The sequence below is a fragment of the Inquilinus sp. NPDC058860 genome (genome assembly GCF_042743185.1).
Lineage (GTDB): Bacteria > Pseudomonadota > Alphaproteobacteria > DSM-16000 > Inquilinaceae > Inquilinus.
On sequence record NZ_JBHYMS010000019.1, the window covers coordinates 49,210 to 72,755 of the forward strand.

Annotated in this window: 23 protein-coding genes; 10 read left to right on the forward strand and 13 right to left on the reverse strand. The window is 69.1% G+C overall.

Translation table 11 applies throughout. The annotated features are described in order from the left end of the window. From ACFW16_RS15425 to ACFW16_RS15440, 4 genes are all read left to right on the forward strand, one after another. On the forward strand, positions 1–633 hold the full coding sequence (locus ACFW16_RS15425; RefSeq protein WP_380306417.1) for a 2-dehydro-3-deoxy-6-phosphogalactonate aldolase: 633 nt from the start codon (positions 1–3) through the stop codon (positions 631–633). Positions 634–852: 219 nt separating this feature from the next. Then, the gene (locus tag ACFW16_RS15430) at positions 853–1,470 is read left to right on the forward strand and encodes a YqaA family protein (protein WP_380306419.1); all 618 of its coding nucleotides are present in this window, start codon (positions 853–855) and stop codon (positions 1,468–1,470) included. A gap of 29 nt (positions 1,471–1,499) precedes the next feature. Then, on the forward strand, positions 1,500–1,934 hold the full coding sequence (locus tag ACFW16_RS15435) for an MAPEG family protein (RefSeq protein ID WP_380306421.1): 435 nt from the start codon (positions 1,500–1,502) through the stop codon (positions 1,932–1,934). 60 nt (positions 1,935–1,994) lie between these two features. Further along, positions 1,995–2,498: a DUF4262 domain-containing protein gene (locus ACFW16_RS15440; RefSeq protein ID WP_380306423.1), complete on the forward strand. Its 504-nt coding sequence runs from the start codon at positions 1,995–1,997 to the stop codon at positions 2,496–2,498. Between the two features lie 12 nt (positions 2,499–2,510). On the opposite strand, the gene ACFW16_RS15445 is transcribed toward ACFW16_RS15440, so the two are convergent. Next, the gene (locus ACFW16_RS15445; RefSeq protein ID WP_380306425.1) at positions 2,511–2,966 is read right to left on the reverse strand and encodes a DUF4126 domain-containing protein; all 456 of its coding nucleotides are present in this window, start codon (positions 2,964–2,966) and stop codon (positions 2,511–2,513) included. A 196-nt stretch (positions 2,967–3,162) separates the two neighbouring features. Here ACFW16_RS15445 and ACFW16_RS15450 point away from each other — a divergent pair, with 196 nt between their 5' ends. Continuing rightward, positions 3,163–4,671, forward strand: a complete 1,509-nt coding sequence (locus ACFW16_RS15450; protein ID WP_380306427.1) for an argininosuccinate lyase — start codon at positions 3,163–3,165, stop codon at positions 4,669–4,671. Positions 4,672–4,760: 89 nt separating this feature from the next. Here ACFW16_RS15450 and ACFW16_RS15455 read toward each other — a convergent pair whose 3' ends face one another. The 8 genes from ACFW16_RS15455 to ACFW16_RS15490 form a co-directional block, all read right to left on the reverse strand. Next, positions 4,761–5,654, reverse strand: coding sequence for an ATP-grasp domain-containing protein (locus ACFW16_RS15455; RefSeq protein WP_380306429.1), 894 nt, complete (start codon positions 5,652–5,654; stop codon positions 4,761–4,763). A gap of 93 nt (positions 5,655–5,747) precedes the next feature. Next, entirely contained in the window at positions 5,748–6,893 is a 1,146-nt protein-coding gene (locus ACFW16_RS15460) for a hypothetical protein (protein WP_380306430.1), read from the reverse strand. 247 nt (positions 6,894–7,140) lie between these two features. Then, complete coding sequence (locus ACFW16_RS15465; RefSeq protein ID WP_380306432.1) at positions 7,141–7,920, reverse strand: WYL domain-containing protein; 780 nt, start codon at positions 7,918–7,920, stop codon at positions 7,141–7,143. Positions 7,921–8,135: 215 nt separating this feature from the next. After that, complete coding sequence (locus tag ACFW16_RS15470; RefSeq protein ID WP_380306434.1) at positions 8,136–9,590, reverse strand: amidohydrolase family protein; 1,455 nt, start codon at positions 9,588–9,590, stop codon at positions 8,136–8,138. Beyond that, entirely contained in the window at positions 9,583–10,518 is a 936-nt protein-coding gene (locus ACFW16_RS15475; RefSeq protein WP_380306436.1) for an SIS domain-containing protein, read from the reverse strand. The genes ACFW16_RS15470 and ACFW16_RS15475 overlap by 8 nt, the downstream gene beginning before the upstream one ends. Positions 10,519–10,687: 169 nt before the next feature. Continuing rightward, complete coding sequence (locus ACFW16_RS15480) at positions 10,688–12,010, reverse strand: amino acid deaminase (RefSeq protein WP_380306438.1); 1,323 nt, start codon at positions 12,008–12,010, stop codon at positions 10,688–10,690. A gap of 175 nt (positions 12,011–12,185) precedes the next feature. Further along, positions 12,186–13,253, reverse strand: coding sequence for an ABC transporter ATP-binding protein (locus ACFW16_RS15485; protein ID WP_380306440.1), 1,068 nt, complete (start codon positions 13,251–13,253; stop codon positions 12,186–12,188). 14 nt (positions 13,254–13,267) lie between these two features. Further along, on the reverse strand, positions 13,268–14,056 hold the full coding sequence (locus ACFW16_RS15490) for an SDR family oxidoreductase (protein WP_380306442.1): 789 nt from the start codon (positions 14,054–14,056) through the stop codon (positions 13,268–13,270). A gap of 316 nt (positions 14,057–14,372) precedes the next feature. Between ACFW16_RS15490 and ACFW16_RS15495 the strand changes: the two genes are divergently transcribed. The 4 genes from ACFW16_RS15495 (at position 14,373) to ACFW16_RS15510 (ending at position 18,091) form a co-directional block, all read left to right on the forward strand. Continuing rightward, complete coding sequence (locus ACFW16_RS15495; protein ID WP_380306444.1) at positions 14,373–15,611, forward strand: ABC transporter substrate-binding protein; 1,239 nt, start codon at positions 14,373–14,375, stop codon at positions 15,609–15,611. A 187-nt stretch (positions 15,612–15,798) separates the two neighbouring features. Then, a complete protein-coding gene (locus ACFW16_RS15500) occupies positions 15,799–16,692 on the forward strand; it encodes a carbohydrate ABC transporter permease (RefSeq protein ID WP_380306446.1) in 894 nt (297 codons plus the stop codon). Between the two features lie 173 nt (positions 16,693–16,865). Then, complete coding sequence (locus ACFW16_RS15505; protein WP_380306448.1) at positions 16,866–17,687, forward strand: carbohydrate ABC transporter permease; 822 nt, start codon at positions 16,866–16,868, stop codon at positions 17,685–17,687. A gap of 8 nt (positions 17,688–17,695) precedes the next feature. Then, positions 17,696–18,091 (forward strand): RidA family protein, encoded by a 396-nt coding sequence (locus ACFW16_RS15510; protein ID WP_380306450.1) that lies wholly within the window; start codon positions 17,696–17,698, stop codon positions 18,089–18,091. Positions 18,092–18,243: 152 nt separating this feature from the next. Here the strand turns inward: ACFW16_RS15510 and ACFW16_RS15515 are convergent, their stop codons facing one another. The 3 genes from ACFW16_RS15515 to ACFW16_RS15525 all read right to left on the reverse strand — a co-directional run bounded on the left by ACFW16_RS15515 (position 18,244) and on the right by ACFW16_RS15525 (position 20,913). Beyond that, a complete protein-coding gene (locus tag ACFW16_RS15515) occupies positions 18,244–19,116 on the reverse strand; it encodes a TauD/TfdA dioxygenase family protein (RefSeq protein ID WP_380306452.1) in 873 nt (290 codons plus the stop codon). A gap of 37 nt (positions 19,117–19,153) precedes the next feature. Next, positions 19,154–19,984: an oxaloacetate decarboxylase gene (locus ACFW16_RS15520; RefSeq protein ID WP_380306453.1), complete on the reverse strand. Its 831-nt coding sequence runs from the start codon at positions 19,982–19,984 to the stop codon at positions 19,154–19,156. 62 nt (positions 19,985–20,046) lie between these two features. After that, positions 20,047–20,913, reverse strand: coding sequence for an NmrA family NAD(P)-binding protein (locus ACFW16_RS15525; RefSeq protein WP_380306455.1), 867 nt, complete (start codon positions 20,911–20,913; stop codon positions 20,047–20,049). A 108-nt stretch (positions 20,914–21,021) separates the two neighbouring features. Between ACFW16_RS15525 and ACFW16_RS15530 the strand changes: the two genes are divergently transcribed. Next, positions 21,022–21,909, forward strand: a complete 888-nt coding sequence (locus tag ACFW16_RS15530) for a LysR family transcriptional regulator (protein ID WP_380306457.1) — start codon at positions 21,022–21,024, stop codon at positions 21,907–21,909. Here the strand turns inward: ACFW16_RS15530 and ACFW16_RS15535 are convergent. Next, complete coding sequence (locus tag ACFW16_RS15535; protein WP_380306459.1) at positions 21,906–23,462, reverse strand: D-aminopeptidase; 1,557 nt, start codon at positions 23,460–23,462, stop codon at positions 21,906–21,908. The genes ACFW16_RS15530 and ACFW16_RS15535 overlap by 4 nt on opposite strands. Positions 23,463–23,546 lie beyond the last annotated feature (84 nt).

Genomic DNA, 23,546 nt, shown 5'->3' on the forward strand with positions numbered 1-23,546 from the left:
ATGAGCCTTTCCCTGCACGACGCCCTCGCCGGGCTGCCCCTGGTCGCCATCCTGCGCGGCGTGACGCCGGAGGAGGTCGAGGCCATCGGCGCCGCCCTGGTCGAGGCCGGGTTCCGCTGCATCGAGGTGCCGCTGAACTCGCCCCGGCCCTTCGACAGCATCCGCCGCCTGGCCGACCGATTCGGCCGGGAGGCGCTGATCGGCGCCGGCACGGTGCTGAAGCGCGAGGACGTGGCCCGGGTGCAGGCCTCGGGCGGCAACCTCATCGTGATGCCGCATGCCGATGTCGAGGTGATCGCCGAGGCGAAGCGCCTGAACCTGGTCTGCGCCCCCGGCGCCGCCACCCCGACCGAGGCCTTCGCGGCGCTGAAGGCCGGGGCCGACGCGGTGAAGATCTTCCCGGCCGAGGCGGTCCCGCCCGCCGTGGTCAAGGCCTGGCGGGCGGTGGTCCCTGCTTCGGTGCCGCTGATCGCGGTCGGCGGCATCACGCCGGACCGGATGGCGGCCTATCGCGATGCCGGCACCACCGGCTTCGGCCTGGGCTCCGCCCTCTACAAGCCCGGCATGACTGCGACCGAGGTCGCCGCCACCGCAGCGTCCTTCGCCCAGGCCTGGCGATCGCTGCAGGGCTGATTTAAGAGGCGCGATCCTCCCTTCTGTCATTGCCGGGCTTGACCCGGCAATCCAGGGGCCCCCCAGAGCGGCCTCGACATTCCCTGGATGCCCGGGTCAAGCCCGGGCATGACAGTTTTGGGGAGGGCGGCATCAGAGCATACGCCCATTCCCGGCAGTGACACCGGAGCGCACGGCGTTTATCACCGTCGCAGGGGCGAACAGGTAAAGGATCGGCGCGTGGTGCAGGACGGTGGCGTTCAGCTCGAACAGCCGGGCTTCATCCGGCGGCAATACGACCGGCTGATCCGGGCGGCGCACGGGCCGCGGGCGCAGTGGACGCTGGCCGGCGTGTCCTTCGCCGAGAGCTCGTTCTTCCCGATCCCGCCCGACGTGGTCCTGATCCCGATGATGCTCGCCAATCCGCGGCGGGCCTGGTGGCTGGCGGGGCTGTGCACCGTGGCCTCGGTGCTGGGCGGCCTGGTCGGCTACGCCATCGGCTATTTCCTGTTCGAGACGGTCGGCTCCTGGCTGATCAACCTCTACGGGCTGCAGGCCGGGTTCCAGGAGTTCCAGCAGAAATACGCCGAATGGGGCAGCTGGATCATCCTGGCCAAGGGGGTGACGCCGATCCCCTACAAGCTGGTGACCATCACCAGCGGCGTCGCCCAGTTCCCGATCGTGCCCTTCATCCTGTCCTCGATCGCCTCGCGCGGCCTGCGCTTCTTCCTGATCGCGGTGCTGATGCGGATCTATGGCGACCAGGTGCGGCATTACCTCGAGAAGTACCTGAACTGGGCCTTCTGGGGATTCCTCGTGCTCGTCGCCCTCGGCTTCGCGGTGATGACCCAGGTGTGAGGGTTGCCCGAACCGCGGAGAGTCCGGCCATGACCGTGCAAGCCATCCTCCTCCCGGTGTTCGTGCAGGTGGCACTGACCTTTCTGCTGGCGGTCTGGCTGCTGCGTGAGCGCGCCGACGCGCTGCGGCGGGGCGAGGTGCGGCCGGGCGACATCGCCCTCGGCCAGCCGGCCTGGCCGGCGCGGGCCACCCAGATCGCCAACAGCTTCCACAGCCAGCTGGAGCTGCCGCTGCTGTTCTTCGTGCTGGTGATCCTGGCGATGATGACGAAGAAGGCGGATTTGCTGTTCGTGATCATGTCCTGGCTGTTCGTCGCCAGCCGGATCCTGCATGTGGCGGTGCACACCGGCGCGAACCGCCTGGGCCCCCGCTTCGGCGCCTACGCCGCCGGCTTCGTGCTGCTGCTGGCGATGTGGGTGCTCTTCGCCCTGCGCATCCTGCCGGCGGGGGTGGGGCCGGTGTGATTTCGGGGGCTTGAGTGGCGGCCCGTTGACTTACCGACACCCGCGAGATCAGCATCGAACATGGCCACAGCCCTGGACGCGCCTGTCGATGCGCTGGACCCGCAGGAGCGGAGATTTGTCGCCATCATGCGCGAGCATGGCTGGCACCACACGGGTGTGTTCGAAGAGGACGAGAATCCGGAATTCTCCTACTCCACCGGGTTCTGGCTGACGCTCCGGCATCCCGAGATCATCGCCTTCTCCCTCTCGCAAGACGTTGCCGGCCGGGTGCTGTGGGATCTCTACCGCGATCTCCAGAAAGGCCGGGTCCTCCCGGTCGGTGTCCGGCTCTCGGACGTCTTCGCGAATACCGACGCCTATCTGATGCCTGTCGACAAGCAGCACTATGCCGAGCATGTCGGCTGGAGCCGCTGGTTCTACGGCAACGACGACTTCCCCTGCCTGCAGCTGGTCTGGCCGGACAAGCGAGGTGCCTTCCCGTGGGAGGCTGGCCGGTACGAGCCTCCGCCGGCGCTGCAGCCGGATCTTTCGCCGGCGGGTTGGATCCAGTCCTTGAAGTCCTAGGCGTCCGCCCGGCTACACCGATGCGACGATCCAGATCGCCCCGCCGATCGCGACCGCGTCTTCCAGCAGGGCGGCCGGCAGGTCGCGGCCGGCGGCCCGGGCCAGGCGGGACCGCAGCTCGGCCCCCACCAGCGTCCCGGCCACCGCGCCGATGACGCCGGCGATGAGCCCGACCCACATCTGGCCGCCGATGATACCGAAGGCGGCGCCGCAGACCGCGCCGCTGACGATGCGGGCGCCGAACTGCATCGGTACCTTGCGGCTCGGCGTCCGCGGCAGCTGGTCGGCCACCAGCTCGGCGATCGCGGCGGCGGTGAGCAGCCAGGGCGTGACCGCGGCGCCGAGGAAGCCCAGCCCGGTGCCCTCGAGCGGCAGCCAGCCGAGATGGGCGGCCCAGCTGACGGCCGCCGGCGCGGTCATCGTCCGCAGCCCGGCGACGCACCCGATCAGGAAGGCCAGGACCAGCATCGAAATCTCCCCCGGAAATGCGCGGCCGCGGACGGCCGGTTGAAAATCGGCCGCCATCCTCCGCGATCGTCGCCGGCCTGTCGATACCGTCGGGTTTCGCTCCGTCTGGCGATCGTGCCGGGAAAGGACCCGAGGCCTATCGGTCATTGCACTATCCGTCAGATAGACTCTCCAATTCCACATGGGAGGAATTGCCATGACCAACGCGACAACGTCGCTCCAGCGCAGCCTGCTGATGTCCGCCATCGCCGCGGCATCGCTGTGGCCGGCCGGCGCCTGTGCCGCCGAGCGCGACGAATTCTTCTGGCTCGGGGAAATCAACAAGGCGACCGCCGTCATCAACACCGACGAGGGCCTGCTCGACAAACAGCTGACGCCGGGAATCGCGGCGGCCATCGCCAAGGTCATCGAGGACGGAAACAAGGAGGGGGCCAGGCGGCCGGGCACCGTGATCACCTTCGAGCCGCTGCTGATCAAGGCCGGCGGCATGGATGTCACGCTGCTGCATGCCGGCCGCTCCAGCCAGGACATGCACGCCACCTACCGCGCGGCGATCCTGCGCGACGATCTGCTGGAGCTGGCCGCGCAGCTCAACGTCACGGCCAAGACGATGGTCGAGTTGGCCGCGGCGCATGCCGACACGATCGTCCCCAACTACACCAATGGGGTCGCCGCGCAGCCGAACAGCTTCGGCCATTACCTGCTCGGCCATGCCGCCGGATTGGCGCGCGATGCCGAACGCATCCGCCAGGCCTATGCGCGCATCGACCGGTCCGCCATGGGCACGACGGTGCTCAACGGCACCGGGTGGCCGCTGAACCGCCAGCGCATGGCCGATTATCTCGGCTTCGCGCAGCTGGTCGACAACGCCTACGACGCCTCGCAGATCTCCTCGATGGACGAACCGGTCGAGGTCGGGGCGGTGGTCACGGCGATCGCCTTGCACACCGGCAATTTCGTCGAGGACATCATGACGCAATATGCCGGGTCGCGGCCCTGGATCCTGCTGGAGGAGGGGGGCGGCAACACCTATGTGTCGAGCGCGATGCCGCAGAAGCGCAATCCGGGCCTGCTCAACTCGACCCGCAGCGATGCCTCGACGGCGATCACGCTGGCGCTCGGGCCGGTCATCCAGACGCACAACATCACGCCGGGCATGTCGGATCCGAAGGATGTCGACCAGAACACGGCGATGGTCGAGGCCGGCATCAAGACGCTGAAGGATCTCGACAAGGTGCTGAAGGCCCTGGTGATCAACCGCGACCGGGCGCTGGAGGAGCTGAACAGCGACTGGACGGCCTCGCAGGAGCTGGCCGACATCCTGATGCGCCAATACGGCCTGCCGTTCCGCGAGGGCCATCATTTCGCGTCGGAGGTGGTGAGCTACGCCAAGCAGAACGCCATCAAGCCGCTGGATTTCCCCTATGCCGAGGCGCAGCGCATCTACGCCGAGGCCGTTGCCGGCACGAAGTATCCGCAGGCGCTGCCGATGGCCGAGGCGGAGTTCCGCGCCGCCCTCGACCCGGTGGCGATCGTGAAGGCGCGCAGCACGACCGGCGGGCCGCAGCCTGCGGAAATGGAGCGAATGATCGCCAAGGCCAGAAGCGAGCTCGCGGACCAGGATTCCTGGATCAAGGAGCGGCGCGAATTCATCGACACCGCCCTGGCCCGGCTCGACGGGGATTTCGCCAAGCTGATGCGGTGAGGGGCGGGGGCGCAACGGCCACGGCCTCGATCCAGGCGACGATCCTGGCGACGGCCCGGCTGGAATTCCCGGCCGGCGGGTGGGGGGCGTCAGGCGGCGCGCAGGGAGGCGGCGACCGAGGCCAGCACGGTCTCGGCTGCCGCACCGGCGGGGAAGCTGGAGACCTGCCCGTCGCCGGTCTCCATCAGCAGCCAGCCGCCGTCCTGTCGCCGCGCGACATCGGCCGTGGCGAAGCGGCTCGGCAGTGCCTGGGCGATGGCCTGCAGCAGGTCCGGCGGCGGGGCTTCGGCGGCCGCCGAGAGGGCGACGCGTGGCCAACAGCCCAGGACATGGCCATCCAGGACGAAGCAGCGCCATTCCTCGGCCGCGCCATCGCTCGTGACGAGCGGCACATATCGGCGGAAGACCAGGCCGCCGGTGAGGCTGTCGCCCTGCAACTCGATGAACCGGTCGACCACGCGCCGGACGGCCGCGCGATCGGCGGCGCTAGGGATGAAGCAGGCTTCGGACCAGTAGCCGGCGGCCTGCGACTTGACCCAGTCCTTGACCGTCACCGCCGCGTCGCCGAACGGGGCCCGCGCCCCCCACAGCGCTGCGTCGTCACCGATGCGGTCCCGGTCGATCCAGACCGTCTGCGGCATCCAGCGGCCGACAACGGCATGGGCCGCGGGCAGATGGTGGCAGGCCGCAAACTGCTCGGGCGTATTGAGGAGAAGGACGCCACGATCGGACAGGATGGCGAAAAGCCGACCATAAGCCTCTGCTGACATCATCCAGCCGCGATAGACGGCCGCGCCGGGGCCGCCGATCGCGGCGCGCCGCAGGGCCGCCGCAGCATCGGGGCTGCGCTCGAGGACGTCATGGTCGACCAGCAGCCGGTTCAGCCTGAGGCGATCCGCGATCTCCGCTTCCTCACGGAATGCCGGATCCGGCATTCGCGGCGCCAGCGGATCGGCGCAGAGAAGGATGTAGGGTCCGGACATGCGGCCAACCCTCAATACCGCGACGAGGCCGTCACTCGCAAACCGGCGGCGGCCCCGATCGAGACTGCCTGGAGCAGCATCGAAATCCCTTCGTTAGTCCAGAGCGACGAGCATCGGCGTCGTGCCGCTCAAGGAAAAAGCTTGGTTCGCATTGGTGTAGACAATGATGACGCCCGGCAGATCGCGGCTGATGAGCAAGCCGTCCACTGTTTTGGGCTCGGGCAGGGGGTATTCCTTCGGCGTCCCGCCTGCGAACCGGTAAAGCGTTCCGGGGGCGATCGCCCAGAAGCCGCCAGACGGTGCCGCTGCGAGTCCGAAGAACGGAACACTCATTTCAAACGACTTCCCCCCTTCTTTGACAGTGAAGGTCTTCTCGAATTTGACCGTAGCCCGATCGTCACAGATCTGAAGGATCCGGCCCCAGGACATCATGTGGATCAGGCCGGCCGAGGCCAGGATGCAGCCCGGGGAGGTCGGATCGGCAATGATGCCGGTGATGGATTCGCATCCGTCACAGGAATCCTGGCCGATCTTGTATGCGATGTTGCGGGCGACGCCGGTGGAGAGGGACACCTTGCGGAGGCCGCCACCCCACTCGCCGAAATTGAAGCCCAAATAAAGATCGTCGCCTATCGTTGCGATTGCTGCCGTGGAGGGCGGGCCCAGAGGCTCGTCAGCTCCTTTCAGCTTCCGGGATGCCCAGCGACGGGATCCGGCCGGCAAGATGTTGATCCGGCTCGGCGAGACGACAATCCGTGCCCCATCCGCGGATATGGCCAGGACCGTCGGCATTTCGGACAGCCTCAGCGGGGCCGAATCCTCGAACGACTCTCCAGTCCATCTGGAAGCGACGAAGGTGCCCCCGATCGGGATGCGTGTCGGAGGATCCTCCACTTCTCGATATCGCACCTCGGTCGACCTCAGCACCCAAAGCGCTCCGTCGGACTTCGTCAGGAACATGACGCCGCTGGTGAAGGCGTCTTGCCGGGAATTGTCTGCGAGTCCGAAGGATGCCAAGCCTCCACCCCGGCCGACCAGCCAGAGACGGCCCGCGGCGGTCAGAGCCTGGGTCGCCCCGATCTCCCGCACCGGGTTTGTGGAAGGGAGGTCATAGGAGACCAGCTCGGGCTCGGATGGCTTGGCATCCTCGCCCTTTCCGCAAGCGGCCAGAGCCAGAAAACAAAGATATGCCGCCAGCCGCAGGCGCAAACCGGCTCTTCTTGCCCTGAACGCAACCATGACTCCCCCTCCGACATGGCCGACGAGGGATCATAGCCGTTTCGATCGCATCTCGGCCAGACGAGCCGAAGCGGCGGCGTGGCCCTCACGGACCAGGCCGCGGTTGGGCAGGCTGAAGCGCCCACCACCCTGCCATCTCGCGAAAGCGCTGATCTCTCTACGCTCTAATCGGGAAGAGATTCCCGCTTTCGCGGGAATGACGCCAAGAAGAATGGAGTATTTTGAAGAGAGTAGGACTCTTTCTATCTCAGCCGGCGAACGCATCTAGCTCGCGCAGGAACTGGACCTCTCGTTCATGCAACGTGCCATCCGCGATGATCAGAGCCCGAGCTTCGTTGATGAGCAGTGCACCGTGGGCTTGATCTCGGAAGGCCCGCTCAGCTGCGTCGAGGAATGTATCGACATCCGGATACAGACGATCGGCTTCATCGAGGATGCCTTCGATGATCGAACCATCGACACCCAGCCCGGCTTGGGCGGCACGCTCGCGGCAATAATCGGCAATGATCTCCATCTCCGACGGGTGGGCGGCGCCGTCGCACCTCGCCAAGAACGTCAAGATCTTCAGGCCGTCGCGCAGCAGCGATCGGGCTGATCGCGCGGGCGCCCGCGTTGGTGCTGATCTGGAAACAAGCCCTGCTTCTGACAGGAGTTCGATGCCAGACTCGATCGGCTCGAAGATCTCGCCTGTCCGTCCGTCCATCAGTGATAGCAGCCGGTCGACACGGAAGCTTCGCAGGGCACGCCGTTCATGGCACCAGCCGATGAGATAGTAACGACCATCATCGTTGGTGGAGGGGAGATGTTCAATTCGTCGAAAAGTGATGCGCCTGCAACTTAACTCTCCTTTCGAATCTGAATACTCGATCACCAGCATTCGGCCGCTGGTCTCGATTGGTGCGGCCTGAAGCCGTGGCTCGAACGCCTCATCCTCGGATGGGACTGTGATGAGAATCCCTTTGGGCGCAATTGGTGCTGGGTAGGTTGCCTCGCGGGCATGAGCGGCGAGAATCGCGCGCAGGCTCATTGAAATGGCTCCATTGAAATGCATTGGTCGACAATCGGAGCGGCTTGCGCAAAAGCACAAGCTGCCCTGCCAGTATAGGGGATGTTTGCTTCCTAAGCGACGAGGCGATTCGGCAACTGGGGCGGCATTACCAACTCCAACGCCACAAGAATTGGCAAGCCGCATCGGTGGATCTGGGTCGACGCTATCCCGGCTCTGCTCGTCGGCCGTGCCTGCTACGCCCTCACCAGCAGCCGCCCCGCCCGGTCCACCTCGGTCTCTCCCGCGCGCCAGGACAGGCGGCCGTTGACCAGCACGAAGTCGAGGCCGCGGGACGGGGTCTTCGGGGCCTCGAAGGTGGCGGCGTCGGCGATGTGGTTCGGGTCGAACACCACCAGGTCGGCGGCGTGGCCTTCGCGCACCAGGCCGCGGTCGGGCAGGTTGAAGCGCATCGCCGACAGGCCGGTCATCTTATGCACCGCCGTTTCCAGCGGGAACAGGCCGAGGTCGCGGCTGTAATGGCCCAGCACGCGCGGGAAGGTGCCCCACAGGCGCGGATGCGGGTGGCTGTCGTGCGGCAGCCCGTCCGACCCGATCATGGTCAGCGGGAACGACAGGATGCGGCGGACATCGGCCTCGTCCATCTGGAAGTAGATGGCGCCGGCCGGGTGCAGCCGCACCGCCGCCTCCTTCTCGGTGCAGCCCCATTCCGCGGCGATGTCGGCCAGGTCGCGGCCCGCCATCTCCGGCTGCGCCTTGGACCAGGCGACCATGATGCGGATGTCGCCGGTGACATGGTCCGGGTCCAGCACGGTCGACCCGGCGGTGTAGGGATAGGCGTCGAGCCCGACCGGCTGGTGGCGCGCTGCCGCCTCGATCACCGGCAGGGTCTCGCGGCTGCGGCCCCAATTGTGCGGCCCGGCGCATTTGTGGTGCGAGATCACCACCGGCACCCTGGCGCGGCGGGCGGTCGAGAAGCTCTCCTCCAGGGAGTCGAGCACCTTGTCGTGCTCGTCGCGCATATGGGTGGCGTAGACGCCGCCGCGGTCGGCCAGCAGCTCGGCCAGCGCCGCCACCTCGTCGGCATCGGCCGCCGCGTTCGGCTTGTAGTAGAGGCCGGTGGAGAAGCCGATGGCGCCCTGGTCGAGGCTGTCGGCCAGCAGGCGGCGCATGGCATCGATCTCGCCGGCATCCGCCTTGCGGCCGACATCCGCCATGGTGCCGATGCGCAGCGAGGAATGGCCGATCAGCGCCGCCACGTTGACGCCCGGCACCACCCGGTCCAGCCGGCCGCGATAGTCGGCGAAGCTCGGGAACTCGTAGGCGGCTTCGTCGCCCAGCAGGTTCAGGGGCGGGGGCGCGGCGCCCCTCAGCGTCAGTGGCGACAGGCTGATGCCGCAATTGCCGACCACCACCGTGGTCACGCCCTGGCTGATCTTCGGCAGCATGTCCGGGCCGTCGATCACCGCCCGGTCGTCATGGGTGTGCACGTCGATGAAGCCGGGTGCCACGACGCGGCCGGCGACGTCGATGCTGTCCTTCGCCCGGTCGGCGGCGATGCTGCCGGTCGGGGCCACGGTGGCGATGCGGTCGCCCAGGATGGCGACGTCGGCCTGGATGCGGGGCGCGCCGGAGCCGTCGATCACGGTGCCGTTGCGAAGCAGCAGGTCGTAGCGCGGATGGTCAGGCATGGGCTTTCCGTCGGACAGGGCGGGGCCGGGGCGGAAGGGGAGCGGCCGGCTCGTCGAGGGTGGGGATCTGGCTGAGAGTGTATTTGACCCGGCGCAGGCTTTCGAGCGCCACCGGGCCGCGGCGCATGGCCACGCCGGTCGCAACCACGTCGATCACCGCCATATGGGCCAGGCGCGACGCGGTCGGCTTGAAGATGTCGCTGTCCTCGGGCGGGGCGACGGCCAGGACGATCTCGGCGGCCCGGGCCAGCGGCGTGTCCGGGCGGGTGACGGCCACGGCGGTGGCGCCGTATTGCCGGGCGATCTCGACGCTCTCCACCAGGTCGCGGAAGCGGCCGGAGTTGCAGATCGCCAGCACGCAGTCATCCGGGCCGAGGGTGGCGGCCGACATGCGCTGCAGCTGGGTGTCGGCGTGGAAATCGGTCGGCAGGTCCAGCCGGAAGAAGCGCAGATAGGCGTCGTGGCCGACCGCATGCGAGCCGCCGCCGACGCCGTAGATGTCGAGCCGCCGGGCGCGGGCGATCGCCTCGATCGCCTGGCGCAGCGGCTGCGGGTCGAGCTGGTTGCGCACGGCGGTCACCGCCTCGATCACGCTGTCCAGCACCCGGTCGGCCAGCTGGGCGACGTCGTCGGGCGGCGCGCCGGCCTCCAGGGCGGCGGATGGCCGCGATTCCAGATAGGGGCTGGCGACGGCCAGGTTCTGCGCCAGCCGCACCTTGAAGTCGCGCACGCTGTCGCAGCCGAGCGCGCGGCAGAAGCGGGTGACCGACGGCTCGCTGACCCGGGCGCGGCGTGCCAGCTCGGCGATGCTGGCACGGGTGGCGAAGCCGGGATCGGCCAGCACCGCCTCCGCCACCCGCTGCTCGGACGGCCGCAGCGAGGCCTCCATGCGGCGCAGGCGCGAGACGATGTCGACCACATAGGCCATCAGAGAGGCTCGGGGGGGTGGTGAGGGCGTCGCGAGATCTTTTGGAAACGGCTCGACCATGCTTTTTCCTTGTCCCCCCTCCCCCTAGCCCCCTCCCGCGAGGGGAGGGAAGACTTGTTTGGGTTCGAAGCGATCTCCTTCCGGGGCCGCTCCTGCGACACGCCGTTCATCAGAAAAACGTCCGGATCGCGCCCGAGACGCGGTAGTCGTCCTCGACCACCATCATCACCTGCCATTTGTCGAAGGTGGTGCAGGGGTGGGAGATGCCGCAGCAGATGAGGTCGCCGACCTGCGGGTCGAAGCCCTCGGGCAGCTTGAGATAGGCGTGCTGGTCGTTCATCGCGGTCAGCACCGCGCCGGCCGGCACCGGCTGCGATGCGGCGGCGCCGGCGGGGCGCCACAGGGTCGGGATCGGCAGCTCGATGTCGTAGGAGACGTCGCGCTTGCCCATGGTCAGCAGCGCCAGCCCCGGCTCCGGCCGCGACTGCACCATGGACCAAACCTCCAGCGCGGGTTCGAGGTCGCCGTGCCGGCGCCAGTCGGCCGGGATGCGACGGAGGATGTGCTCGAACAGCCGGGTGTACTGGCCGGAATCATGGGTCAGGTAGCAGCCGCTGCGCACCACCACCTGCGTCGGGCGCGACAGCCGGACCTCGGCGAGCCTGCGCGCGACGATGTCGTAATAGGCCGAGCCGCCGGCGCTCAGCAGCACCGGGTTGTCGGTCGACAAGGCGGCGAACAGGCCGGCGCCATCGATCTCCGCCGCCAGCGCCGCCAACCGGTCGAGGAAGCCCGTGACGGCGATCTCGTCCGCCGCGGCATCCTTGGTGACGACCAGACCCTCATAGCCCTCGACGCCGCGCAGGGCGAGGCCGGGCGCGTCGGTGGCGGCCTTGGCCACTTCCAGCGCCTCGGCGGCGGTGCGGCAGCCGGTGCGGCCCCCGGCCATGCCGAGCTCGACCAGGAGGCCCAGCGGGCGGCGCGGCGGCATGGCCCGGGCGGCCTCGGCCAGGCGGCGCACCCCGGCGACGGAATCGACCAGGCAGAACGCCTCCAGCTCCGGGTCCGCGGCCAGCGCCGCCAGCACCGAGCGCATCGCCGCGGCGTCGACCAGCTGGTTGGCGATGACGATCCGCTTCACCCCGAAGCGCCGGCACACCTCGAACTGCTGGGCGGTGGCGACGGTGATGCCCCAGGAGCCGTTGGCGAGCTGCAGGTCGAACAGCTGCGGGCTCATCGTGGTCTTGCCGTGCGGCGCCAGGGCGACGCCGGTCTCGGCCAGGATGTCGCGCATCCAGCGGGCGTTGCGCTCCAGCACCGACCGCTTCAGCAGCGCCTGCGGAAAGGGCAGGTCGCCGGACAGCGCGTTCCAGCCCTGGTCGCCGATGCTGCGGAACGGGATCGGCTCGAGGCCGGGCGGCAGGCCCTTGCTGGCGCCGTCGACGGGTGAGTCGAGGATCGGGTCGAGGGCGAGCACGGAGGGGGTGAACATCAATTCGTCTTTCGTTCGTAACGACCTGTTCCGCTCAATATCCCGTTGTCATGCCCGGGCTTGACCCGGGCATCCAGAGATGTCGAGGCCGCTCCGGGTGGCCCCTGGATTGCCGGGTCAAGCCCGGCAATGACAGGAAAGGGAAAGCTGGAGCTGTACTGTCCATCGTCATCCCCTACAGCCGCCGGCCGGAGGCCGCGTCGAACAAATGGGCGTGGGCGGCAAGGGGGGCGAGCGGCACCACGTCGCCCGGCGCCACCCGGCGGCGGCCATGGATCACGGCGGCGACGCGGGTGCCGGCCAGGGTGCCGTAGAGATGGGTCTCGGCGCCGGTCGGCTCGACCAGATCGATCGTCACCGGCACGCCGTTGCCGTCCTCGGCCAGGCTGAAATGCTCCGGCCGCACGCCCAGCAGCACCGGCTGGTCGTCCTGGGCCGCGCGGTCGGGGGCGGGCAGGCGGGTGCCGTCCTCGGCCTCCACTGCCGGCCCGCCGGCGCCGCGGCGGTAGCGGCCGGGCAGGAAGCTCATGGCTGGCGAGCCTAGGAAGCCGGCGACGAACATGTTGGCCGGCAGGTCGTAGAGGTCGAGCGGCACGCCCTGCTGCTCGATCCGCCCGCCATTCATCACCACGATCCGGTCGGCCAGCGTCATCGCCTCGATCTGGTCGTGGGTGACGTAGACGATGGTGGTGCCCAGGCGGCGGTGCAGCGCCTTGATCTCGGTGCGCATCTGCACCCTGAGCTTGGCGTCCAGGTTCGACAGCGGCTCGTCGAACAGGAACACGGCGGGGTCGCGCACGATGGCCCGGCCCATGGCGACGCGCTGGCGCTGGCCGCCGGACAGCTGGCGCGGCAGTCGCTCCAGATAGTCGAACAGGTTCAGGATCCCGGCGGCCTTGCCGACCTTGGCCTCGATCTCCGGCTTCGGCTCGCCGCGCAGCCTGGGGCCGTAGGCGATGTTCTGCCGGGCGGTCATGTGCGGGTACAGGGCGTAGGACTGGAACACCATGGCGATGTTCCGCTTCTGGGGCGGCACGTCATTGGCGCGGGTGCCGCCGATCAGCAGGTCGCCGCCGGAGATGGTCTCCAGCCCCGCGATCATGCGCAGCAAAGTGGATTTGCCGCAGCCGGACGGGCCGACCAGGACGACGAACTCGCCATCGGCGATGTCGAGGTCGACCGCATGGATCACCTGCGCCTCGCCGTAGCGCTTCACCACCCCGTCCAGCCGCACCGTCGCCATGGGTCGGGCCTCCCTCAGAAGTCTTCCAGCGTCAGCTCGCCCGCCATCACCCGGTTGCCGGCGGTCAGGCCGCCATCGACCGGCAGCATGGCGCCGGTGATGAAGCCGGCCAGCTCGTCCGAGGCCAGGAAGGCGACGGCCTTGGCGATGTCCGCCGGCTCGGCCACCCGCTGCAGCGGGTACCATCTGCGCAGGGACTCGAAGATCTCCGGCTTCCGGTCGACCCGCTCCTGCCAGATCGGGGTGCGCACCGTGCCGGGGCAGATGACGTTGGCGCGGATGCCGAACGGCCCGTATTCCACCGCCAGCGCGCGGGTGTAGCTGATCAGCCCGGCCTTGGCGGCGCTGTAGGCCGGATGGCCCAGCGCCTGCAGACCGTTGACGCTGCTGATGTTGACGATGCTGCCGCGGCGCCGCTCCTTCATCCCGTCGATCACCGCGGCGACGACATGGTAGGCGCCGTTCAGGTTCAGCTCGACGTCGGCGGCCCAGCTTTCGGCCGTGGTCGTGGCCAGGCTGCCGCGGTCGCCGCCGCCGGCGTTGTTGACCACGATGTCGACCGGGCCGGTGCGGGCGACGGCGGCCTCGATCGCGGCGCGGGTGCCCTGGGCGTCGCGCAGGTCGGCCGGAGCGGCGGCGGCCTTGGTGCCGGCCTCGGCCAGCGTCGCGACTTGAGCATCGAGCGCCGCCGCGTCGCGGTCGGACAGGATCAGCGTCGCCCCGGCCGCCGCGAAATGGTCGACGATCGCCCCGCCGATGCCGCCGAGCGCCCCGGTGACGAGAACGGTCTGGAAGCGCGTCATGGCTGTCTTTCCGGCAGGGAGAGGGGGCTGAAGGCCGATGGTAGCCCAATGTTTGAAACTTACAAGACAGCCGTCGCGCCTGTGCAGTGCAGCATCGGCCCGGAGCCGGAAGTCGTCTGAAGTTTTCAGCTTTGCTGCGGAATAGCGGAAGAAAATGGGCCGATGCGGCACTTCCGAATTGCGCCCCGCCGGGGATTGTAAGAGAGTCACACGCAGGGGCGGTTCCGGCGAAAAGCCGGGCGCGGCCGCCCCCCGGCTTTCCGGTTTCCAAGTGCGACCTCGCGCGGCCCCGTGCCGCCGAAACAGGAGGCTCTCCATGCAGCATGCGTTCCGGTCCGTGCTCCTCGGCGCGGGCGCCTCGATCCTGGCGGCGCTGGCCGCCGTGCCGGCCGTCGCCGCCGAGGTGCGGGTGACGGTGGCGGAGTACAGCTCCAAGACCGGCCCCTATTTCGAGGAGGCGGCGAAGGCCTTCGAGGCCGCCAACCCCAGCACCGACATCAAGATCGAGGTGGTGCCCTGGGACGTGCTGCAGCAGAAGCTGACCACCGACATCTCCGGCAACGCCAATGCCGACCTGGCCATCATCGGCACCCGCTGGCTGGTCGATTTCGTGCAGCAGGGCGTGGTCGCGCCGCTCGACGGCTACATGACCGACGACTTCAAGGCGCGGTTCATCCCGACCTTCTTCGCGCCGGGCGTGCTGGACGGCAAGACCTACGGCCTGCCGATCGCCTCCTCGGCCCGGGCCATGTACTACAACAAGGAGATCTTCGAGAAGGCGGGCCTCTCCGCCCCGCCGGCGACCTGGGACGAGCTGGTCGAGGACGCCAAGAAGATCAAGGCGCTGGGCCTCAAGGACACCTACGCCTTCGGCCTGCAGGGCAAGGAGATCGAGACCGACGTCTATTTCTACTACGCGATGTGGAGCTTCGGCGGCGACATCGTGGTGGACGGCAAGAGCGGGGTGGACAGCGAGGCCGCGATCAAGGCCGCGACCCTCTACAAGCAGCTGATCGACGACGGGCTGACCGAGCCGGGCGTCACCGCCTACAACCGCGAGGACGTGCAGAACCTGTTCAAGCAGGGCCGCATCGGCATGATGTTCACGGCGCCGTTCCTGGCCAGCCAGATCAAGGCCGAGGCGCCGAACCTGAAATACGGCGTGGCCCCGGTGCCGAAGGGCACCACCTCGGCCACCTACGCGGTCACGGATTCGATCGTGCTGTTCGACAACTCGAAGGTGAAGGACGAGGCCTGGAAGTTCATGGACTTCCTGTTCCAGAACGACTGGCGCGAGAAGTTCACGGTCAATGAGGGCTTCCTGACCGAGAACCAGGCGGTGGCCAAGCTGCCGTACTTCACCGACGACCCGAACCTCAAGGTCTTCACCGCGATGCTGCCGGACGCGAAGTTCGCCCCGACCATCGCCGGGTGGGAGGAGATCGCCGACGCCACCGGCCGGGCGCTGCAGAAGATCTATCTCGGCGAGGCCAAGCCGGAGGAGGCCCTGAAGGCCGCCGCCGAGCAGGCAAACGGGGTGCTGGGCGCGAAGTAGGGGCTCTGCCTTTCCTTCTTTCTGTCATTGCCGGGCTTGACCCGGCAATCCAGAGGGTCTCGACAGACTCTGGATGCCCGGGTCAAGCCCGGGCATGACAGCTTGGGACAATGCGGGCGGCGGTGAACCGGGCCGGGCACATCAAGGACAGGCAGTGACGACCGAGACCGAGAGGCAGACCGTTCCGATGTCGGCGCCCCTGGCCGCGCGGCTGCCCGGCCTGACGCCGATCCTCTTGATCCTGCCGAGCTTCCTGCTGGCGGCCTTCATCATCGCCTATCCGGTGTGGGACCTGCTGACGGTCGCCTCGCACCAGGTCAACCGCTTCGGCCAGCTGCGCGACTTCACCGGCCTGGTCAATCTTCAGAGCGTCCTGGCCGACCCGCTGTTTCTGGACAGCCTGTGGCGGACGCTGATCTGGACCGCCGCGGTGGTGGCCGGAACGGTGCTGGTCTCGGTGCCGGTGGCGCTGATCCTGAACACCGAGTTTTACGGCCGCGGCCTCGCCCGGGTGATCGTGATGCTGCCCTGGTCGGTGTCGCTGACCATGATGGCGATCGTCTGGCGCTGGGCGCTGAACGGCGAATCCGGCCTGTTGAACCTGACGCTGCAGGATCTCGGCCTGATCGACCAGAAGGTGGTGTGGCTGGCCTCGGCCGCCACCGCCTTCCCGATCCAGATCCTGATCGGGATCCTGGTGTCGATCCCGTTCACGGTGACGATCTTCCTGGGCGGGCTGTCGTCGATCCCCAGCGACATCTACGAGGCGGCGTCGACCGACGGCGCCTCGTCCTGGCAGCGCTTCCGCACCCTGACGCTGCCGCTGATGCGGCCGTTCATCAACATGGCGGTGGTGCTGAACATCATCTATGTCTTCAACTCCTTCCCGATCATCTGGGTGCTGACCGGGGGCGGACCGTCGGATTCGACGCAGATCCTGGTCACCTACCTGTACAAGCTGGCCTTCACGCTCGGGAAGATGGGCGAGGCGGCATCGATCTCGCTGATCATGTTCGCGATCCTCCTGGTCTTCACCCTGATCTATCTGCGCATGGCGATGAAGGGCGAGCGCGATGGCTAGGAGTCGGGCGCGATCGGAAACGGCGATGGGCCGGGTGCAGGCAGGCCGCCAACTGTCATCCTCGGGCTTGACCCGAGGATCCAGGGGCGGCCAGAGCGGCTCGTGGTGGCCCCTGGATTGCCGGGTCAAGCCCGGCAATGACAATAGAAATTTGGCTCAACCCGCCGAACGCCATGCTTAAGAAGAGCATCCTGTGCTGGCTGGCGCTGTCGCCGCTGATCCTGGTGGTGCTGTTCCCCTTCGCGGTGATGATCGCGACCGCGCTGAAGCCGGCGGCGGAGGTGATGTCGGCCGACCCGTCCTGGCTGCCCAGCCGGATCGCCTGGGAGAACTTCGTCACCATGTGGCAGGCGACCGGCTTCGGCACCGCCCTGCTGAACAGCCTCTATGCCTCGACCCTGGCGACGCTGCTGGCGCTGGCGGTCAGCATCCCCGCCGCCTATGCCATGTCGCGCTACCGCTTCCCGGGGCAGGGCCTCTACCGCGACTTCCTGCTGGTCACCCAGATGCTGTCGCCGATCGTGCTGGTGATCGGGCTGTTCCGCCTGGTCGCCTGGCTCGGCCTCGTCGGCTCGGTCGATTCGCTGGTGCTGGTCTATGCCGGCTTCAACATCGCCTTCGCCGTGTGGATGCTGCAGAGCTATTTCGCCACCATCCCCTTGGACCTGGAGGAGGCGGCGTGGCTCGAGGGCGCGTCCCGCTTCCGCACCGTGATCCGCGTGTTCCTGCCGCTGGCGGCGCCGGCCATGGTGGTGACCGCGATCTTCACCTTCATCAACGCCTGGAACGAGTTCGCCGTCGCGCTGAGCCTCTTGCGCGCGCCGGAGACGCACACCTTGCCGATCAAGATTTTCTCCCTCGTCGCCGGCCGCTATACGATCGAGTGGCATCACGTCATGGCCGCGACGTTCCTGGCGACCATCCCCGTCGCCATCGTCTTCGCCTGGCTGCAGCGCTATCTGGTGCGCGGCCTGGCCCTCGGCGCCGTCAAATAGGAAGAACCATGAGCAGCAAGCGCGAGCATTTCGGAACCACCGTCACCGGCGCCGGCGGGCAGAAGCTGCCCTTCTCCAAGGCCGTGCGGGCCGGCGACTACGTCTATGTCTCGGGCCAGGTGCCGTTCGACGAGAACGGCGTGGTCGTGGCCGGCGGCATCGAGATCCAGACCCATCAGACGATGAAGAACGTCCAGGCGGCGCTGGCCCTGGCCGGCTGCACGCTGGACGACGTGATCAAGGTCACGGCCTGGCTCGACGACACCCGCGACTTCGCCGCCTTCAACCGCACCTATGACAGCTATTTCACCGGCGACCGGCCGGCGCGCTCCTGCGTCCGCGCCGACATGATGATCGACTGCAAGGTCGAGATCGAGGCGATCGCATACAAGCCGGCGGGCTGAGGCGCGTTGGCTTAGGTCTTTATTCCATTTTCATTGTCATCCTCGGGCTTGACCCGAGGATCCAGGGGCGGCCAGAGCGGTTCTCGGTGGCCCCTGGATTGCCGGGTCAAGCCCGGCAATGACAATAGAAAGGGACGCCTCGCGATGAGTCCTTAAGCCCGCGGCACCGCCGGGACCGGCCGCTCGCCCTGCACCATGGTGCGGTACAGGAGCCGGTCCTGGCCGTCATAGTCGTTGACGGCGTAGTGCAGGGTGCAGCGGTTGTCCCAGATCGCCAGGTCGCCCGCCTTCCAGCGCAGCCGGCAGGTGAATTCCGGCCGGATCGCATGGGCGTAGAGGAAGTCGAGCAGCGGCTTGCTCTCCTCCACCGTCATGCCGGCGAAGCGCTGGGTGTAGATGGAATTGATGAACAGCGCCTTGCGGCCGGTGCCGGGATGCACCCGCACCACCGGATGCGCGACCTCGCGGTCCGCCTCCGGCCGGTTGCGCTCGATGCCGATCGAGCGGGAGACGGCGACGTTCCCGGGCACGCCGCCGGTGCCGTAGGGCTTGCCGGCATGCAGGGCGTCGAGCCCGTCCAGCACCGCCTTCAGCCCGTCCGACAGAGCCTCGTAAGCCTCAACCATGTTGGCGAACAGCGTGTCGCCGCCATGGCTCGGCACTTGGCTGGCATAGAGCAGCGACGCCATCGGCGGCTGGTCGAGGAAGCTGAAATCGGAGTGCCAGGCGTTGCCGAAGGTGCTGACCTTGCGCTCGTCGGCCGCCTTCTTCACGGCGACGACGTCCGGATGCTCGTCCATGTGCCGGATGTAGGGCGCGCGGCTGATGGGGCCGAAGCGGCGGGTCAGCGCCACCAGATCCTCCGGCGCCAGGTCGAGCCCGTGCAGATGGATCACCAGATGGTCGTCCAGGGCCTGGCGGATCGCGGCGAAGAGCGTGTCGTCGACCGGGCCGGCGAGATCGATGTCGGCGCCGAGCGACCCGGCCATCGGCCGGATGCTGATGCGTGAGTCGAGGCTGGTCATGAGGGCAGTATAGGCACCCGCTTCCGCCGGCCGAAAGTCACGACTCGCCGAATAGCGCGTTGATCTCCTTGTGCGGCACGGCGTCGTCGGCATAGCCGAAGCTGCCCTGGTCCCTGATCTCGCGGGCGGCGCGTAGGAAGCCGCCCAGCGCCGCCCGGGCCAGCGAGCCGCCGACGCTGATCCGCTTCACGCCGATCTCGCCCAGCTCCGCCACGGTGAAGCGGGCGCCGACCAGCCCCATCACCACGTTGACCGGCCGGTCGACGGCGCGCACCACCGCCTCGATCTCCTCCCGCGTGGCCAGGCCGGGGGCGTAGAGCACGTCGGCGCCGGCCTCCTGGAAGGCTTGCAGCCGGCGGATCGTGTCGGCCAGGTCTCGCCGGCCGTGCAGGAAGTTCTCGGCCCGTGCGGTCAGGGTGAAGGGGAAGGGCAGGGACCGCGCCGCCGACACCGCCGCCCGCACCCGCTCGACTGCCAGCTCGAAGCAGTAGATCGGGTCGCCGTCGCGGCCGGTGGCGTCCTCGATCGAGCCGCCGACCAGCCCGACCGCCGCGGCCTGGCGGATGGTCTCCGCCGCCGCCTCGGGCGCGTCGCCGAAGCCGTTCTCGAGATCGGCGGAGACCGGCAGGCTGGTGGCCTCGACGATGGCCTTGGCGTTGGCCAGGGTCTCCTCCCGACTCACCTTCTGCGCGCCGTCGCTGCGGCCGAGGGTGAAGGCATGGCCGGCGCTGGTGGTGGCCAGCGCCTCGAAGCCGAGCCCGGCCAGCAGCCTGGCGGTGCCGGCGTCCCAGGGATTCGGGATCACGAAGATGCCCGGTCGGGCGTGCAGGCGCTGGAAGGCGAGGGCCTTCTCGGTCTGGCTGGGCATGGGTTCCTCCCGATTGGCTGGAACCCATTGTTCCGTTTTTGTTCGAAGCAGGTCAAGGCGCCTCAGCGTCCGGCCGCCAACTCCTCGATAAAGCCACGCAGCGAGCGCGGCTCGCGGCCGAGGACGGCGCGCGCCACCAGGCCGTTGCCCGGCTGGCCGTGGGCGGCGTAGTGGGCGAAGACCTTCTCCAGCAAGGCCAGCTGCCGCGAATCATAGGGCGGCTTGGCCATGGCCACCCAGTCGGCGAAGCTCGGTTCCTCGGCTCTGACCGGCCGGCCCAGCGCCGCGCTCATCAGCGCCGCGATCTCCTCCCGGTCCGGCAGCCCGTCGGCGCAGAGCTCGAAGCTGCCATAGGCCAGGCGGTCGCCGGTCAGGGCGATCGCCGCGGCCTCGGCCACGTCGCGGTAGTCGACCCGCGCCACCCGTGCGGTGCGCGGGAAGGGCTCGGCGAAGACGCCGCCGGCCAGCACACCGGGCCAGGCGGCGCCGATGTTCTGCATCAGGTTGGTCGGCTGCAGGATCGTGTACTGCATCCCGGAGCCGTGCAGCGCCGCCTCGACCGGGATCTTGCTGGCGTGGTTGGCAAGCGCCGTGTTGGTCGCCTGGATCACCGAGGAGAAGACGAAGCGCCGGACTTCGGCGCGGCCGGCGGCCTCGACCATGGCGACGCCGAGCTCGGCCTCGTCCGGGGCGAAGGCCGGGCCGATATGGAAGACGCCGTCGACGCCGAGCAGCGCGGCGTCGAGGCTGGCCCGGTCGCGCAGGTCGCCGAAGGCGATCTCGGCCGCGCCGCGGGCCCGGGCGACAGCCGCCTTGGCGTCGTCGCGCACCAGGCCGCGGACGACCGCGCCGCGGCGGGCAAGCTCGGGCACCACCAGCCCGGCGAAGCGGCCGGCGGCGCCGATGACGAGGATGGTGGATGCGGTCATGGTCGGTCTCCAGGCGGGGCCGTTCTGGAGATCGATTTTGTATAACCCGCTGTCCGTGAGAATAGGCGATGTCCGTGATACATTCTCTCGCAATCCGAGAGGGCACCCATGGACCGGCTGGACGATCTTGCCGCCTTCGTCGCCGTGGTCGAGGCCGGCGGGCTGAGCGCCGCGGCGCGCAACCTGCGCCGGTCGCTGCAATCGGTCAGCCGGTCGCTGGCGACGCTGGAGCAGGGGCTGGGTGTGGCGCTGGTGCAGCGGACCACCCGGCGGTCGACGCCGACCGATGCCGGCCTCGCCTTCTACCGGCGGGTGAAGCCGGCGCTGGCGGAGATCCTGGAGGCCCGGGCCGAGGCCGCGGAGCGCCGGGTCGAGCCCTCGGGCCTGCTGCGGGTCAGCGCCTCGGTGCTGTTCACGCCGGCCCACCTGGTCCCGGTGGTGGCCGGCTTCATGCGGCGCCATCCGCGGATCGAGGTGGAACTGAAGCTCTCCGACCGCTTCGTCGACCTGACGGACGGCGCCTTCGACCTGGCGGTGCGGATCGGCGATCTGCCGGATTCCGCGCTCAAGGCCCGCCGGCTGGGCGCGTTGCGGCGGGTGGCGTTCGGCGCCCCGGCCTATTTCGACCGGCACGGCCGGCCGCAGCATCCGGACGATCTGCCCGGGCACCAATGCGTCGTTCGGACGGCCGAGGGCGAGGCCTGGCCGTTCCGGATCGGCGGCCGCACCCGCTCCGTGCGGGTCAATGGCCGGTTCCGGGCCGACAACACCGCGGCCGTCCATGCCGCGGTGGCGGAAGGGCTCGGCATCGGCTTCACGCCGCTGTGGCAGATCCGCAGCCTTGTCGACCGGGGCGTGGTGGAGCCGATCCTGACCGACTACGAGGTGCCGAAGGTACCGATCCACGCGGTCTGGCCGGCCACGCGGCTGCCGCCGGCCAAGACCCGCCTGTTCGTCGACTTCCTGGCCGAGACCCTGGACCTGAGCCGCCTCTAGCCGATCCGCTCGTAGCGCAGGCGGCGGGCCAGCCAGCAGCCGACCTCGACCTCGGCCGCCCGGCCGGCGCCGTCGCGGCGGAAGGCCAGGGTCCAGTCGCCCGGCGGGGTGTGGTCCAGCGCGCGGGGGCAGGGCAGGGCCCAGACATCCGGCCCGATCGGGTCGAGCAGCTCCATCCGGCCCTGGCCGAGGAAGCCCGAGAAGCCGCCATACAGCGCGCCGCCGGCATCGACCACCTCCAGCTCGGCATCCAGCTCGTCGCAGCGGTAGCGGCCGGAGACGTCGGTCGTGGGCTCGCCGTTGCAGGCGATGAGGCGCGAGCTCTGGTTCTCCTGCGGCCGGTCCAGCCACAGCCCGTCCGCGGCGGGGCGCAGCCGGGTGCGGCCGTTGCCGGCGCTGCCGTCGGGCTGCAGGTCCAGCCGCTCCGCCGAATGGCCGAAGCGCAGCCGCACCCGGCCGTCGGCCATGTCCGCACGGGCCGAGAGCCCGGTTTCCGGCTCGATGTAGCTGCCGAGCCAGCCCGGCGCGGGCAGGTCGGCGGCCGGCTTCGCGCGCTCCTCGCCCAGCAGGGCGGCCAACAGGTCCAGCGCCGCGGCATTGGCGTCGGAGAGATGGTTGAACATCACCACCACCGAGATGCGCTCCGACGGCACGTACAGCCGATGGCTGCGCCAGCCGCGCAGCGCGCCGCCATGGCCGGTAAGGGCGCGGCCGAACTCGGTCGCCCGGTTCAGGCCGAAGCCGTAGGGGGCGGGGGCGCCGTTCGAGAAGGCCACCGGCGCCGACAGGCGGCTGTACAGCGCCTCGGGATCGCCGCGGCCGGCGTCGATGTGGCGCTCCCAGGCGATCATGTCGTCGAGGCTGGCGCCGAGCCCGGCGTCGCCGGTCCACAGCACCCGGTTCTCGGCGGCGCGGAAGCCGCCGGCCTGGGTGCCCTCGTAGCCCTCGGTGCCGTCCGGCATGGCGCGGGTGTCTGCGGCCAGGAAGGCGCTGCCCATGCCGGCGCGATCGAAGATCCGCGTGCGCAGCAGCTCGCCGAAGCCGCGGCCGGTGCGCGCCTCGAGGATGTCGGAGAGCAGCCGGAAGTTCTGGTTGACGTAGGAGTAGCGGCTGCCCGGCGCGAAGTGCAGCGACCGGGTGCCGGCGATGACCTTCTCCGCCTCGCGGTCGCCGAAGGGGGATTCGGCCGGCGCGCCGTGCAGCATCGCCACCGCCCAGTAGTCGCGCAGGCCCGACTGGTTGTGGCAGAGATGCAGCGCCCCCGGCGCCTGGCCCTCCAGAAGCGACAGCCGGGCGCGGACGTCACCATCCAGCACCGTCGGGTCCGGGAAGGCGTCCAGCACCAGGCCGCAGGTGAACTGCTTGGTGATCGAGCACATCCGGAACAGCGTCCGCGGCGTGAACGGGATGCGCCGCTCGGCATTGGCCCAGCCCCAGGCGTGGCGGGCGAGGATCTCGCCGTCCCGCAGCACGGCGGCGGCGCCGCCCGGCCCGGGGAAGCTGCGGGGAAGGGCGGCGAGGGCGCGGTCGAGGCGGGAGAGTGCAGTCGTCATGATGGCCGCCACCCTGGCGCCCCGGCCGGGATGTGTAAAGATGGCCGCCGCCGGAATTGCGGGTGACAGCGGCCTTCCTGCGAT

What these genes read in the sequence shown, in the direction of transcription:
- ACFW16_RS15425 (WP_380306417.1), top strand. Translation starts at nt 1, where the DNA reads ATGAGCCTTTCCCTGCACGACGCCCTCGCCGGGCTGCCCCTGGTCGCC.
- ACFW16_RS15435 (WP_380306421.1), top strand. Translation starts at nt 1,500, where the DNA reads ATGACCGTGCAAGCCATCCTCCTCCCGGTGTTCGTGCAGGTGGCACTG.
- ACFW16_RS15440 (WP_380306423.1), top strand. Translation starts at nt 1,995, where the DNA reads ATGGCCACAGCCCTGGACGCGCCTGTCGATGCGCTGGACCCGCAGGAG.
- ACFW16_RS15445 (WP_380306425.1), bottom strand. Translation starts at nt 2,966, where the DNA reads ATGCTGGTCCTGGCCTTCCTGATCGGGTGCGTCGCCGGGCTGCGGACG.
- ACFW16_RS15450 (WP_380306427.1), top strand. Translation starts at nt 3,163, where the DNA reads ATGACCAACGCGACAACGTCGCTCCAGCGCAGCCTGCTGATGTCCGCC.
- ACFW16_RS15455 (WP_380306429.1), bottom strand. Translation starts at nt 5,654, where the DNA reads ATGTCCGGACCCTACATCCTTCTCTGCGCCGATCCGCTGGCGCCGCGA.
- ACFW16_RS15460 (WP_380306430.1), bottom strand. Translation starts at nt 6,893, where the DNA reads ATGGTTGCGTTCAGGGCAAGAAGAGCCGGTTTGCGCCTGCGGCTGGCG.
- ACFW16_RS15465 (WP_380306432.1), bottom strand. Translation starts at nt 7,920, where the DNA reads ATGAGCCTGCGCGCGATTCTCGCCGCTCATGCCCGCGAGGCAACCTAC.
- ACFW16_RS15470 (WP_380306434.1), bottom strand. Translation starts at nt 9,590, where the DNA reads ATGCCTGACCATCCGCGCTACGACCTGCTGCTTCGCAACGGCACCGTG.
- ACFW16_RS15475 (WP_380306436.1), bottom strand. Translation starts at nt 10,518, where the DNA reads ATGGCCTATGTGGTCGACATCGTCTCGCGCCTGCGCCGCATGGAGGCC.
- ACFW16_RS15480 (WP_380306438.1), bottom strand. Translation starts at nt 12,010, where the DNA reads ATGTTCACCCCCTCCGTGCTCGCCCTCGACCCGATCCTCGACTCACCC.
- ACFW16_RS15485 (WP_380306440.1), bottom strand. Translation starts at nt 13,253, where the DNA reads ATGGCGACGGTGCGGCTGGACGGGGTGGTGAAGCGCTACGGCGAGGCG.
- ACFW16_RS15490 (WP_380306442.1), bottom strand. Translation starts at nt 14,056, where the DNA reads ATGACGCGCTTCCAGACCGTTCTCGTCACCGGGGCGCTCGGCGGCATC.
- ACFW16_RS15495 (WP_380306444.1), top strand. Translation starts at nt 14,373, where the DNA reads ATGCAGCATGCGTTCCGGTCCGTGCTCCTCGGCGCGGGCGCCTCGATC.
- ACFW16_RS15500 (WP_380306446.1), top strand. Translation starts at nt 15,799, where the DNA reads ATGTCGGCGCCCCTGGCCGCGCGGCTGCCCGGCCTGACGCCGATCCTC.
- ACFW16_RS15505 (WP_380306448.1), top strand. Translation starts at nt 16,866, where the DNA reads ATGCTTAAGAAGAGCATCCTGTGCTGGCTGGCGCTGTCGCCGCTGATC.
- ACFW16_RS15510 (WP_380306450.1), top strand. Translation starts at nt 17,696, where the DNA reads ATGAGCAGCAAGCGCGAGCATTTCGGAACCACCGTCACCGGCGCCGGC.
- ACFW16_RS15515 (WP_380306452.1), bottom strand. Translation starts at nt 19,116, where the DNA reads ATGACCAGCCTCGACTCACGCATCAGCATCCGGCCGATGGCCGGGTCG.
- ACFW16_RS15520 (WP_380306453.1), bottom strand. Translation starts at nt 19,984, where the DNA reads ATGCCCAGCCAGACCGAGAAGGCCCTCGCCTTCCAGCGCCTGCACGCC.
- ACFW16_RS15525 (WP_380306455.1), bottom strand. Translation starts at nt 20,913, where the DNA reads ATGACCGCATCCACCATCCTCGTCATCGGCGCCGCCGGCCGCTTCGCC.
- ACFW16_RS15530 (WP_380306457.1), top strand. Translation starts at nt 21,022, where the DNA reads ATGGACCGGCTGGACGATCTTGCCGCCTTCGTCGCCGTGGTCGAGGCC.
- ACFW16_RS15535 (WP_380306459.1), bottom strand. Translation starts at nt 23,462, where the DNA reads ATGACGACTGCACTCTCCCGCCTCGACCGCGCCCTCGCCGCCCTTCCC.